The 12783-nt window shown below is 47.8% G+C and carries 11 protein-coding genes and 1 tRNA gene; 6 read left to right on the plus strand and 6 right to left on the minus strand.

Annotation, left to right across the window (positions count from 1 at the left end):
* Positions 1 to 59 precede the first annotated feature (59 nt).
* The 5 genes from KJS55_RS13040 to KJS55_RS13060 all read right to left on the minus strand — a co-directional run bounded on the left by KJS55_RS13040 (position 60) and on the right by KJS55_RS13060 (position 4957).
* Positions 60 to 1109: a hypothetical protein gene (locus KJS55_RS13040; protein WP_213543470.1), complete on the minus strand. Its 1050-nt coding sequence runs from the start codon at positions 1107 to 1109 to the stop codon at positions 60 to 62.
* A gap of 14 nt (positions 1110 to 1123) precedes the next feature.
* A complete protein-coding gene (locus tag KJS55_RS13045; protein ID WP_213543471.1) occupies positions 1124 to 1837 on the minus strand; it encodes an antirestriction protein ArdA in 714 nt (237 codons plus the stop codon).
* A 4-nt stretch (positions 1838 to 1841) separates the two neighbouring features.
* Positions 1842 to 2927, minus strand: a complete 1086-nt coding sequence (locus KJS55_RS13050; protein ID WP_213543472.1) for a DNA cytosine methyltransferase — start codon at positions 2925 to 2927, stop codon at positions 1842 to 1844.
* Positions 2914 to 3270, minus strand: a complete 357-nt coding sequence (locus KJS55_RS13055) for a DUF7768 domain-containing protein (RefSeq protein WP_036744842.1) — start codon at positions 3268 to 3270, stop codon at positions 2914 to 2916. The genes KJS55_RS13050 and KJS55_RS13055 overlap by 14 nt, the downstream gene beginning before the upstream one ends.
* Before the next feature lie 307 nt (positions 3271 to 3577).
* A complete protein-coding gene (locus tag KJS55_RS13060) occupies positions 3578 to 4957 on the minus strand; it encodes a ParB/RepB/Spo0J family partition protein (protein WP_213543473.1) in 1380 nt (459 codons plus the stop codon).
* 264 nt (positions 4958 to 5221) lie between these two features.
* Between KJS55_RS13060 and KJS55_RS13065 the strand changes: the two genes are divergently transcribed.
* The 5 genes from KJS55_RS13065 (at position 5222) to KJS55_RS13085 (ending at position 9625) form a co-directional block, all read left to right on the plus strand.
* Complete coding sequence (locus KJS55_RS13065) at positions 5222 to 6379, plus strand: hypothetical protein (RefSeq protein WP_213543474.1); 1158 nt, start codon at positions 5222 to 5224, stop codon at positions 6377 to 6379.
* Positions 6372 to 6818, plus strand: a complete 447-nt coding sequence (locus tag KJS55_RS13070) for a hypothetical protein (protein ID WP_213543475.1) — start codon at positions 6372 to 6374, stop codon at positions 6816 to 6818. Before KJS55_RS13065 ends, KJS55_RS13070 begins: the two co-directional genes overlap by 8 nt.
* Complete coding sequence (locus KJS55_RS17405) at positions 6811 to 8592, plus strand: sbcc family protein (protein WP_228300540.1); 1782 nt, start codon at positions 6811 to 6813, stop codon at positions 8590 to 8592. Before KJS55_RS13070 ends, KJS55_RS17405 begins: the two co-directional genes overlap by 8 nt.
* Positions 8593 to 8657: 65 nt before the next feature.
* Positions 8658 to 8739: transfer RNA gene (locus tag KJS55_RS13080), tRNA-Ala, on the plus strand.
* A 355-nt stretch (positions 8740 to 9094) separates the two neighbouring features.
* Complete coding sequence (locus KJS55_RS13085; RefSeq protein ID WP_213543476.1) at positions 9095 to 9625, plus strand: replication initiator protein A; 531 nt, start codon at positions 9095 to 9097, stop codon at positions 9623 to 9625.
* A 237-nt stretch (positions 9626 to 9862) separates the two neighbouring features.
* On the opposite strand, the gene KJS55_RS13090 is transcribed toward KJS55_RS13085, so the two are convergent.
* Entirely contained in the window at positions 9863 to 10666 is an 804-nt protein-coding gene (locus KJS55_RS13090) for an IclR family transcriptional regulator (protein WP_187030510.1), read from the minus strand.
* A 486-nt stretch (positions 10667 to 11152) separates the two neighbouring features.
* On the opposite strand from KJS55_RS13090, the gene KJS55_RS13095 reads away from it, so the two are divergent.
* Positions 11153 to 12769 (plus strand): BCCT family transporter, encoded by a 1617-nt coding sequence (locus KJS55_RS13095; RefSeq protein ID WP_187030512.1) that lies wholly within the window; start codon positions 11153 to 11155, stop codon positions 12767 to 12769.
* The last annotated feature ends 14 nt before the right edge of the window (positions 12770 to 12783 follow it).

Consider the following 12783-nt stretch of genomic DNA (forward strand, 5'->3'; position numbering starts at 1 on the left):
CGGGAGGCCCCCGTACACTCCGGGACAACAGAAAACCTCGGGCCAATGTGGCCCGAGGTTTACCGCTCGGCATCCCTGCCGGACGGAGCTTTCTTTTCCGGCTCCGTCTGGACTTTTTCGCCCTGTTCCCGCATGGTCTGCAAGATAGAGGGCTTCTTTTGAAGCTGGGAGGGCTTTTCGCCGGACAGCGGCTTGATACATTCCAGACGGTCAGCCGCCCGGATGGCGTTGTCCGTGAGCTGCCGCTGCCATGCGCCCACGCTGGGAGCCCAGCGAAAGCCGTTGCTTTTCAACTCGGCCCGGGTGTCTGCGTCGGGCTTTCCGTCAAAGAACACCTGCAAGCGGTTGTCCTCCCGGTTCATTTCCACACGGCCCCCGTCAAACTCCCAGCCGGAAAACTCCCGCTGCGCCTGTTTGGAAAGCTGTTCGATACGGGCCTTTACCCGGCGGATCTCCGCGTTGTTGTTGGTAAGCTGGTAGCTTTCAAAGGGCCTCGGGTCGCTCCGCCAGCTTGACGCCATGCTGGCTTTCAGCTTTTCGATCTGGTCAGGCGACAGCAGCGCACAGCCGTCCAGTTTACCATGCTTGCGGTAATAAGCGTTGACCTCCTTCATAATGAGCTGGGAGCGTTCCAGCCCGTCCAGCTTTTTCTGGAGCTTTTCAATGGCCGCCGGGTCGTCGGCGCTGATACCGCCCATGCCGGTGCTGCGTATCTTATCCAGCAGCCCTTGAATATGCCGCCATTCCTCCATGTTGCTGTCCCGCGCCCGGTTCTGTTTTTCTTTCTTTCCCACCGGGAAATTGGAAGGCCCGGCGATCAGCACAGAGGGAACCCTCGCGTCAATGGCAAAGCCCTGGTTCATGTTTTCGGCCAGCTTGCGGGCGTAGGTGTCTAACAGATGGTCGATCTTCTCATGGTACATGGGGTCCACCCGGGATTTTTGCTGTTCGGCTATGGCTGCGGCCTTGTCCACCATTGCCCGGTATTCCGCCGTTGCGCTCCCTTCCTTATAGTCAGAAAAGCTGTTCATTTCCTTTGCCCGGCGGGCGGCCCCTTCATTGATGGGGTAATAGTTGATGGTATGCACCTCCTTTATGCTTCGGGCCATGCTGGCCCGAAGTCTTACCGTTCTTCATGGGAAGGCCCCGCCTTGTCCTTTTTCGGAGCGGGTGGGGCTTCTTGAAACCGTTTGAGCGCGCCGAGAATGGAATGGACAGGCTCGGCCTTTTCGGGATAGGCAAATACCCGGTGTTCCGGCGGTATGTCCTGCGTCCCGTGGTAATGCTCCTTAAAGCCCACCGAGTCCGCCGCCACATATCCGCCGGGAGCGAATACGCCGCCCTCGTTGATACGCATATCCCGCCCGTATGCCTCATAATCGAAGTAGCCTTGAATGTGCTCCGGTATGTCGATGGTCCCCAGCTCGTCGGCGTACAGATGGCCCAGCCCTTCATCATCGGAAATATCCGGGTAAAAGCGGTAGAGGTCAAGGTTCTGCGTCAGGTTGATTAGGTCCTTCACGCTGCTCGTGTGTTTTCCCAAGACAAGCGCGGCCTCAAAGGTTTCCAATCCGCCCTTGTCCCGTACTTCCAGCAGAGCATGGCCCAGCTCGTTCAGCTCGTCGATGTTCTCGTACTCGTCCAGATAGTCGTACAGCCCCAGCACATCGCTGTCAAAGCTGGTAATAAACACTTCGCTGTACTGCTTTCCGTCTATCCCGATTTTGGCAAGGGCGGCCTGTACCTCCTGTGTGGTCGTGGGAAAATGCACCGTCGTTCCCACCTCAATCCCCATCATGGGGTACAGGGCTGTGTTGGTTATATAGGCTTCAAACATGGGCTCATTCCTCCTTTCCGGCCCTGTCTGCCAGCACTTCATAAATCCCGGCCATGATGTAATCGGCGCAAGGGAGAGCAATCGCATTTCCCAGCGCCTTGTAGCGTTGCAGCGGCCGGATTTCCTCGCCGTCCGCTCCGTACTTTGTCCAGCCCTCCGGCAGCCCCATCAGCCGCTCACTTTCCGTTTCCGTCAAGAAGCGGATACAGCCGCCGTCCGGGTCGCCCTCATACCAAAAGGCGAAGGGCGTCACGTCGCTGGCTAAAAGAGTGGGAAAAGGGTCAGTTGGTAATCCGAAGCTGTTTCGGAAGGCGGTTTCTTCCTGCCTTTTTGCCGCTCCCCGCATACGGAAGCATTGAAAGGGGTGGATGACTGGTATTTGCCGCCCTGTTTCAAAAGAAGATGTTCGATCTCCTTCGGCGGCGGTCCGCCCGCCCTCTCGGCAAGGCGGAGGAAGTGGGAGCATTGGACGGGGCTTAAATAGTATGTCGGCGGCACGTCTGCCTCTAAAATCCGCCACGATGAAAATTCGCTGCCTTCGCGCCAGCCTTCGGGAGCCTGCCCAATACTGGGCGTCCATGAGCCGCCAGCACACATCAAGCGTTCCCCCTCGCACCATTCCGGCGTTTCCCCATCTTCCAGAAGGAGGCATTGGAACTTCGGTGTCCGAGAAGGCGGATAGGACGGCTCTAAAATCCATCCGGTCATTTGTAGAAAACGCTCCCATGACGTTTTCCCAAACAGCGATAGCTGGATATATGTTATCAGTGGCATCCCTCATTTCCTGTATGATACGAAACGCCTGATAAAACAGGCTGGATTTTGCCCCGGCAAGGCCGGAGCGGTTGCCGATCAGAGAAAGGTTCTGACAGGGAGAGCCGAAGGTTATCACATGGACAGGCGGGATTTTCCCGCCGTCCACCTTCGTAATGTCCCCCAAGTGCGCCATATCGGGAAAGTGCCTTTTGGTTATGGAGATCGGCGCTTTTTCAATCTCGCTGGCCCACACCGGACGGATACCGCAGCGGGAGGCCGCCAGAGGGAAAACGCCTATCCCGTCAAAAAGGCTCCCCAGCTTAATGTCCGGCATGGCCCGGGCCGCCGTGTCCCTTCACGGCAAGAACCCCGTCCAGCGTAGTAGCCGCGATACCCAGCCGCCCGGCAACCGCAATGTCGTTTTTCACATCCTCGTCCACCGCACCACCGCAGACGATCAGGGTATGGGAGCGCCGCAGCATATCCCGGCGCATATCAATCCCGGCCTTATGTTCCTCGGGAACGCTGTCATTCAAGAACAGCGGAAGATACAAAAGCGGGCAGATGGGGGAAAAGCCCGCCTCATAGGCAAGGCGGCAGTAGTGGGCCGCCAGCTCCATATCAATATCCGGCTCACCGCTCCATGCGGCGGTCAGATAGGCCAAAGGTCGTTTCATTGGTTCAACCTCCATTTCTTTCTGATTTGCGGAAAGCAAGGTTTCGCCCAACCCCTCCGCCCCTTCCCCCGGGAAGGGGGACGGCTCTGGAGAATTTATATCCCCGTCGCTTGTCCGGGAAAAAGCATAACCGGGAGAAATCCGTCAAGGGTGCCTCTGGCACCGCCTGCGGCGGCGTTGCCCTTGACTGATTTTCCCGGCTATGCTACGGAATAACTGGCGACGGGGAATAATTTATATCTCCAGAGCTTCGGGGCGCGGGGCAGCGCCCCGCAATCCTCGGGCCATCTTGACCCGAAGTTTCGGCTTACTTTTCCGGCTCGGTTTTCTTCTCCGGCTTTTCGTGTTCCTTCTGCTGGCCCTTCCAGTCGTCCAACAGCTTGATGATCTGATCCTTCATTTCCCTCGGCGTGGTTTCCTTGCCGAAGTATTTGCTCAGTTCCGCACCCGTCAGAATCACTTTGTCTACCTCCTTTTTGTCCTCCATCATAATGCCGTCGATCACATCCCCGTTGAGCAGCTTCTTTTCGTCCAGCTCCCGCATACGCTTTGCCTGCGCCTGCGAAGGCGAGGACTGCTGGCTGTCGATGGCGACGGCGATATAGTTCTGGTTCTTCTTGCCGATGTAGGAAAGCTCTACCGCCGTAGTGAAGCCCAGCTTTTTCTCGTCCATCAGCTTCATCAGGTCGGGGACCAGCTCATTCAGCCGGATATACCGCTGCACCTGCTTGACGGCCATCTTGTTCCGCTCGGCCACGATCTCGTTGGAGCGTTTGCCTGCGTCCTTCGGGTCAATCTGGCCCGAAGTGCGGGAGCCCTGGTGCTTGATGGCCTCAAGCTGCATTTTCAGAGCTTTGGCCCGCTCGCTGGGGAGGATTTCTTCACGCTGGTTCAGATTGTCTTCCACCATCTGCGTGATGGCTTCATCGTCCGTCAGGTTGCGGACGATACAGGGCATATCCGCATATCCGGCAAGCTCGCTGGCCTTCTGGCGGCGGTGGCCGGACACGATCTCATAGCCGCCATCCTCACGGGGACGGACGATAGCGGGCTGGGTAACGCCCTTGTCCTTGACGCTGGACACCATAGCCCGCATTTCTTCATCGTCCCGGACCTCAAAGGGATGGTTTTTGAAGGCGTGGAGCTCGTTCAGCTTGATATATACGACCTGTTCCTCGCCACGGCGGGGAGCCTCCTTCGGTCCCTCGGGTTCCTTTGGAGCGGGAGTGGCCTGCACCGTGGGAGCCACTTTTTTCTCCGGTTTCTCTTTGGGGGCCTTTTCCTGTTTTTTCTGTGCGGGGGCTTTGGGCTTCGGAGCGGTGGCCTTGTCCTTATCCTCTTTCGGAGGACGGCCCCGGCGCTTCGGCTGCTCGGGCTCTTTGGGCTTTTCCTGTTTTCCCTCGGCCTTTTTCGGAGCCTCCGGCTGCTTTTCCGGTTTCTCCGTTTTTGCCGGGGCAGGCTTTTCCCCGCCGGAAGCTGCCGCCCGTTCCTCGGCTTTCTTTCCTTTCATAATTTCAGCGAAGTCATAGACGGACACCTGCGGGCTCTTTGCCTGCTGTTCCGTCTTTTTTTCGGCCTCCGGGGAAGTAGGCGTTTTCTCCGGCTCGGGCGGAGTTTCCTTGCCCGGCCCGGTATCCGTTACCGGCTGCTCCGGCATTTTCGTGGTTTTATCATCTGCCATAAGCATTTACCTCCTGTTTTTGGGTATGAAAAAAGGGCTCAACTTTTCAGTCAAGCCCCCGTGGGTAGTTCCTCCTTTCCCTATATTAAATTCGCTAAGATATAAAAACTGCCCGTAGTCTCGTTTGGGCAGGGATATAAAAAACTGAAAGAGTACCGTTGACTTTTTGTCTCTAACACACAAAAAGTCGATTGTGCAATTAGGAAGAATATGCTAAAATACAAACAAAAACCAATAGTGTCTTACACAGAAAAGGAGGACAGCTCAAATATGGATAATTTAGAATCGGTGAGCAATGCTGGCCTCAATAGCCTTTCTGGTTTTTCTTTTCAAATCAAAGTTTTCATATATCGACTGACCATGCTGACGCCTGGACAGCAGGTCGAATTTGAAACTCTGGATGATGTCGCTGTTCGATCTTTGCCGAATGCAGATACGGTATCAGATTCTTGTCTTAAATGGAGTGTCAATAATAATCTAGCCGTTGAGGTCTTTCAGGTAAAGCAAACTAATGTTACAGAAAAAGTTGGGAGACAAGTCTTGTACAACTGGCTTTTGGCATATAATCAACGGCCTGAAATCACCAAGTTTATTCTGTATATTGCAGACGATTATAAGTTCAGTAGAGCAGCATTTACTAATGATCCGAAGATTGAATACGAAAACATAATTAGTTCCAATCAATCGGAAAATGCTCTTGTAAGTCGTGTGAAAAAAATTTATACTGGCAATTTTGAAAAATTTGAAAAAGATTATAAATTGATTTGCGGAAAATATGAAATTGAACGTCTGAACAATATAGATGAACTTATTGAAAAACAGTTAATCACAACGTTCCATGCGACCGGTACAGATATATATTTTGACAAACGCATCAGTGAGTTATTTACAAGAGTTTGTGCGAGAATAATGGATTATGCAAGTAACCGCAGAGCTTATGTGTGTACCCAAATGGAGTATATGGAACTATGTGAGGAAATCTGCAATAGTATTTCATCTACACAATATTCACCAGACTATGAATCTTTTTGCCAAGTATTTGCCCAAAGAGACTTGACTGACAAAGTCAAATCTTCTAGGGAGTACCGGCAACTATGTTATTGTGATCTTCCAAGTACAGAAATTTTGGAACATTTACGCTGGGAGCAATATTATCAGAATATTAGACAGCACTTGCTTTCCGATGCTAAAAAAGATACTATTTCAAAAACAGAAAAAATCGCTCATCGAAATCATGCTGATGTGGTTTATGAACTTAAAGAAGATAAAAAGGATTCACCTCGGCGCAGGTTAACACAAACGCGTCGCTGTCCAATTTCGACCTTGCATGATGAATTTTCGAGATGGGGAGCATACATTTTTTTGACAGCAGACAGTGTAACTAATCAAATTTCTTGGAAAGATGAAGATGAGGAAGTATATGAATAGCCAAATTGATGATATTTTGGATACACAAATTGAGATAATACAGATCAGTATTTATTGCGATATAGTTAGAAATCTATTGTTAAATTCAAAGAGTATAAGTGTCGCCAAGATCGTTCCCTTTAGCTTTGTTATAAAAAAGAGAAATTATTTGCATGGTAGCTTGTATAGAGGAAACAATAAGTCCGATTTGGTTTTAAAGTTCTTATCTCAGGTTAGAGGTTTATTTGACGAATTATGTGAACAAATGCCCTATATTTTTGAAGCGATTGATTTACTCGTGCAAGATGGATTCTGCGAAATACACGAGGGAGAGTTGATTTGCTGCGATGTTAATCAACAGAGGACAGAGAAATATGGTGCATTTACAGAAGCAGCGCTTCAAGAAAGCAAAGGATATTCCGATAGACAATTTTTGAGAGAGGTGATAAGCATTGTTTAATTTAATAGAATTATCTCTCTATGGAAAAGACGAAAATCAGGTTTTTTCTTATCCTTTTGTAGCTGGTATTAACTATTTCAAGGGAAAGAACGATACTGGTAAAACAGAATTCTATACTTTCCTAGACTATATGTTTGGCTCTAGCATTAATCTGTCAGAGAAGGATTGGTTTAAAGGGTCGTTGCAATCTGCGGAACTTGTGTTTTTATATGATAATCGAAAATTCGCAATTAAACGTTTTATAGATGATCCGAATAAAAATTTTTTCAGATATTTCGATGAGGACGAATCCGAACAAATTCGGCTTAGCGAATATAGAGCAAAATTGAACTCTATTTTTTCAAGCGACCAAACGACTTTGAGAGAACTTCGCACTTTCGTAGAAGAAGATATTGGGTATAGAACCTTTACTTTATTTAATTTCTTTGGCGAAAATAGACAAGGCGTTCTAAATGATTTTTTCGATAAATGCAGTCGCTTGGAATATTCTATAAAGTTGCCTGCTTTGTTAAATTATATTTTTAATAAAAATATTGCTCGCATAAATGATCTGAAGAAACAAGAGGAAGAATTAAAATCTCAACTTGACAGTCTTGAATGGAAAGTATCAAAAAACGATGATATTCGTGGTAGAGTAAATCATCAGCTCAAAGTTCTTGGAATACATAAAGTCTTTACAGGTAAGAATTCCAATGACATTCTTGGCGAAATTGCAGCCTTGCAAAATTCTTTGGAAAAGGATGAATCTTCTTCAAGGTCTCAAACGATTACAGAACTTGAAGCGATGTATACTAGCCTAGATGAACAAATCAAAAAACAACGAAACCTAGAATCTGACCACAAACAGTTTATCGAAGATGAAGTTAAGCAAAAAGTCCTGCTTGATAAATTGCAAGAAATCGTGGGTCAAAAAGCAGAATACATGTATCTGGTCGAACCGTTAATTAGTTTGGTTTCGGATTTGGATAAAAGTATCTCGTTCAATAAATACTTAATACAGGAATCGACAACTAGAGAATTGAAAAAGCAGCGGGATAAAGTAAGACAGCAAATACTGGCAAATAAGTCGAGATTTGAAATCTATTCAGTATCACAAAAAACACAGGCAATCACATTAATTAAAGAATATCTAAGTTATTACGATGATAACCTAAACAATGATAACCTACTATCAATCAGAAAAAAGTTAAAAAGCATTCGAGAAGAAATTCGTATGCTTCAAAATGAAAATGATACAGAAAAACTAAATAATTTGTCCATGGATATAACTCGATTGTATAAGTCCTCTGTGGATGTCTCAGAATTAGCTGAATTTGATTTCAATAAAGACGGATTTCATATTTCTTATTTAAAGAACGGAAATATTTTGCAACCACAGATTTCAGACACAGAAGAAAATAATGCTACATCACAGATTAAAAACTATTACACGGGCAGTATGGCAAGACATACTTTAATACAGTTGTGCGGCTATTTGGGCTTTCTACGTATGTTAATCAAAGAAGGAAAATATCCGTTAATTCCGTTTTTAGTTATAGATCATATCTCAAAACCATTCGATAGCAAAAATCAAAAAGCATTAGGTGCGGTTCTGCATGAGGCATACAGGGATATTCAGAAGTCAGATATGCAAGTCATCCTATTTGATGATGAAGATGCATCAAATCTCGGGATAATACCCGATCTTTGTACTGATCTGCTGAATGAAGAGAAAAGCGGTTTTAATCCGTTCTATACTCCTGCTAAAGGGACATCAGAAGACACAACCAATTAATGCCTTTTTGATAACTGTGTGCTGCACTATTTGCGTATTGAAGCGCATATTCAAGGCCCGTTTGCGGGGGTATGTAACCGATGGGTTCAGGAGAGCGCTTGACTGGCAGTCAAGAGGTCAGCGGTTCGATCCCGCTTATCTCCACCATTGGGAAAGCTCGTTTTGATGAAAGTCAAAGCGAGCTTTTTCCTTTTCTCTCCATCCGGCAGATTGACATGTCGCAGACTGCCAGTTTTGCATTCTCACCCAAACAAGCGTTCCAGGAGAAACGCCCGTTTTTTATGCTCGAATATCAGAAGATTGACTATGAAATTATGCTATAATCCATAACCATAATGTCACTACGTAGAGGGGGGCAGGAACACCCTCTTTTTTACTTTCCAGGACAGGAGAACCGTGAATGAGCGACAACAGGTTTTCGGTTACTGCTACGATGACGAGAGAGCCAGTTCGTTTTTTAACGCATCTCGCCCCTTGATCCGTGACAAGCGGTTTCAAAGGTTTGTTGCACGACCTTATGCTGAACCGTATGAGCCTGTCCATAAAAAACAGCTGGTATGACGAACAGGGGCGGGTCTATATCTACTGCACTGCAGAGGAAACCCGTGAGGACCTGCGTTGCGGCAATGATAAGGCGCTGAAACTGCTGGCAGAGCTGGATGTGAAGAAAGGCTTTGGGCTGATCGAGCGTATCAAGCAGAGGCAAGGGAGGCCGACCAAGAGATACGCATTAAACATTTCACCACCAGGACGGTCCCGGAACCGTCTGCCCAGCCGGAGCTCAGAGGTGCAGACCTCGACCTTTCCGGCTTCCAGACCTCGGAAAAACCGATATCTGAGCCTCGACAAATCAGAGGTCTTGACCTCGAAAAACCAGATCCATCTCCTGTCAGTGATTGGTTCGGAAATCGTGTTACTTACAGTATACAATAGATTAGATGTGGCGATAATCGCGGCATTGGCAGGTACTAATTTTGAATACAATTTTGATAACCTGTTTGAAAATCTCATTTCTCCGGCCACAGGAACATAGATGATTTCGCAGTCACCCCGCAGCAGACTTCACCATCTAGTACTATACCCCCGCCCGCTTAAAATGCCAAACTCTGTGGTTGGCAGCATCACCTAGCTCAAACCCGTAAAGATATCTGCCGCCTCTCTGTATGGTGAGGCGGCAGATTTTTATCGTTTTGTCGGGTCTTAGCAGAACTGCGGGAACAGGCAGAATCTGCCGATCACCCTTCTACCTCTTTAAATCTGAGAGCGTTCGTCATGATTGGCCCCGATACCCCAGACGAATTGAGAGTTTTCTGCAGGCAGGTGCAAGTTCTTCCACGATCTTTTGGATGCGGTCCAACGGCATCCGGCTTGCCGGGGCGCTCACGCTGATGGATGCCACAATTTTTTCTGTGTAGTCCCGCACAGGCATGGCGACGCACCGAATCCCATCAAGATTTTCTTCATCATCAATTGCATAACCGCGGCGACGCGTTTCCAGGCACTCAGAAATCATCTGCTCTGCATTGTCGATGGACTTCTGCGTAACCTTTTTTGTGCGGATGGTGTCAAAATAATCAACGATCTGCTTTGTCGGCCATTCACTCATAAAAACCTTCCCCAGTGCAGCTACATGGAGGGGCTCCACAGACCCCACTTGGGTGCTGATCAATGTAGATCGGTTCGGGTTTACTTTGCAGAGAATAATGCATTCATTGTTTCCGCTGCAAATTCCCATGTTCACTGATTCTGACACACGTGAGCACAGGTCTCCCATAACGCTTATGTAGTCTGATGTATTGATATTATGGTAGGTTGGAACTGTTTTTGAGAGCTCATACAGCCCCCATCCGAGCATATAACTCTGCTTGCCGGGAAGTCTGTCCACAAGTTCGCTTGCCAGGAGCGTATCTAGAATCCGGTGGACATTATTTTTGCTCAGGCCTAAATTGTCACTCAATTCCGTGATTGTGATTCCCTCCGGTGAGGCATTCGCAGACATATATTTCATGACATCGATTGCCTTTTCCAGGGTCAAGACCGGATATTTCGCTTTATAATCGGAATGTAATTCCATCACGACTCCCCCATCTTATATTTACTTTTCCCTCTATAACGAGGCGCGAAAATGTTGCCGCTAACATGGATAGTTGCTTCCAAACGCAAAATGGACCTGTTAAAAAGCATGCAGTAAGCAGGACTTCTTTCTAAATCTTTGTGAAACCCGTTCTAAATAATCTGTTCAAATTGAGTATATAGAAAATTGTTTAGAATGTCAATTTCTAAATAAAAAAATCTATATATCAAATTTTAGAAACTTGTTGACATCGTGCTGTAATTTATCATATATTTTAATTATAAAATTCTATTTAATGACTCAAAAATTTATTAAATAGAATTTTTAGAAATTACGCCACCAATTACTCGTATTCATGCATGATTACAGAAAAGAGGCGCATAAAACAGGAAAAGGATTCTAAGAAGGGGGGAATACGTCGAAAGCAGGGACTCTCAGCATATACATGGAGATCATCGGAGTTTATTAATATTGGGAGGAACGTTTATGTCAGAGAAAGAGATGACGATTAAGAAAAAACTTTTAGCAGATATTGACTGGAACTGCGCAATCCCTTCCCTGGTCATTGTAGCGCTCATAGCACTCCCGGCAATTCTTTTTGAAGAGCAGACCAGCACCTTTGTCAACAATTTTTTCAATACGTTTGTAGAAGCCACCAGTGCCTTCTACATTGTGATCCCTGTATTTCTGATCGGCATTGGTCTCTGGATGGCCTTTTCCAAATATGGGAAGGTTGTTCTTGGCGATCCGAAGGAGCGACCCGCCATCAGCAACTTCACTTATATCGCAACGCTGATGGCCATGTGTTATGGTGCGACCATCATGCGCACTGGCACCATTCAATGGGCATACATCGCGGAGGACCCTCCATTTGGCATTGAGCCCTATACTAATGCGGCCATTTTGGCAGGCTCCGCCTATTCTATTTTTCTCTGGGGACTTCAGCTGGCCGCTATCTATGTGATTACCGCTCCGGCCGTTGCCTATTTTGTTCATGTCCGCGGCCAAAATAATGTGAAAATTTCCCAGCTCTGCCGCAGCCTGTTGGGGGACAAGTTTGCTGACGGTATTCTCGGCAAAATGGTGGATATTATTTTCGTCATCGCACTGGTTCTGGGCGCCGCTACCACCATCGGACTGGCATCTCCCGTTCTGAGCGCGGTATTTGGGGAACTGTTTCACCTGGAACCCGGCTTTGGCCTGGACTTTATCATGACCGTCTCCATGATTGTTATTTTTACCACCAGCGCTTTCCTGGGGATTGAAAAGGGAATTGAGCGGCTGAGTGATTTGAACATCTATCTGATGATTGGCCTGGTCGTTCTGATTATGATCTTTGGCCCTGGCCTGTTCATTCTGAATTTTTCTGTGGAGTCTCTCGGCCAGTATTTGGACAACCTGCTGCTGTTCTCTTTTTACAGCGACTCTTTAAATTTTGGCGGTACAGGCTATACAGAGAGCTATACCGTATTCTGGTGGGCGTATTGCTTTACCTGGGGCATTATTCAGGGTATTTTCTGTGCCTTGATTTCCAAGGGCAGAACCGTGAAGGAAGTCATCCTGTATTACTTTGGAACCATTTTCCTGATAGTAGTTCCGCTCTCCTGCATTCTGGGCGGTATGGCGGTCTACTCCCAGCTGACAGGTGCAGTGGATGTATTTGCCGCGCTGGAAGCTGGAGCTGGTCCTGCAATCGCAAAAGTTCTCTCCGTCCAGAAGCTGGCGCCGGTGATCATGGTAGTCTTCTTCCTTTTGGCGCTGACGTTCTGTGCTACGACCATGGACTCCACCACGTATACCCTAGCCGCATTTGCCAGCAAGGCAGATATTGCCAAGTCTGCGCCATCAAAGAGTTCCCGGCTGTTCTGGGCGATTCTGATGTCCGTTTCCGCATTGGCTATGATGAAAGTCGGCGGGCTCGGTCCACTGGAGGTAGTCAGCGGCATCGCGGGGGTTCCCATCATTGTTATCACATTCCTGGTTATCTTTGCCGGAATCAAAATGATGAAGCAGGATAAAGCGTGGGTGACTCACGTTCGCCCCGACGATTGGGATGCTGAAAAGGCACCGCGGGCTGAACACGTGGAAGACCGCCTGATTTAAGCGGCAGCAAAAGG

The sequence above is a fragment of the Pusillibacter faecalis genome, from assembly GCF_018408705.1.
GTDB classification, from domain to species: Bacteria; Bacillota; Clostridia; order Oscillospirales; family Oscillospiraceae; genus Oscillibacter; species Oscillibacter faecalis.

Bases quoted from the DNA above. Each gene is read 5' to 3' on its own strand.
- KJS55_RS13070 (WP_213543475.1), top strand. From the start codon at position 6,372: ATGAATAGCCAAATTGATGATATTTTGGATACACAAATTGAGATAATA.
- KJS55_RS13055 (WP_036744842.1), bottom strand. From the start codon at position 3,270: ATGAAACGACCTTTGGCCTATCTGACCGCCGCATGGAGCGGTGAGCCG.
- KJS55_RS13095 (WP_187030512.1), top strand. From the start codon at position 11,153: ATGTCAGAGAAAGAGATGACGATTAAGAAAAAACTTTTAGCAGATATT.
- KJS55_RS13090 (WP_187030510.1), bottom strand. From the start codon at position 10,666: ATGGAATTACATTCCGATTATAAAGCGAAATATCCGGTCTTGACCCTG.
- KJS55_RS13060 (WP_213543473.1), bottom strand. From the start codon at position 4,957: ATGCTTATGGCAGATGATAAAACCACGAAAATGCCGGAGCAGCCGGTA.
- KJS55_RS13050 (WP_213543472.1), bottom strand. From the start codon at position 2,927: ATGCCGGACATTAAGCTGGGGAGCCTTTTTGACGGGATAGGCGTTTTC.
- KJS55_RS13065 (WP_213543474.1), top strand. From the start codon at position 5,222: ATGGATAATTTAGAATCGGTGAGCAATGCTGGCCTCAATAGCCTTTCT.
- KJS55_RS13040 (WP_213543470.1), bottom strand. From the start codon at position 1,109: ATGGCCCGAAGCATAAAGGAGGTGCATACCATCAACTATTACCCCATC.
- KJS55_RS13045 (WP_213543471.1), bottom strand. From the start codon at position 1,837: ATGTTTGAAGCCTATATAACCAACACAGCCCTGTACCCCATGATGGGG.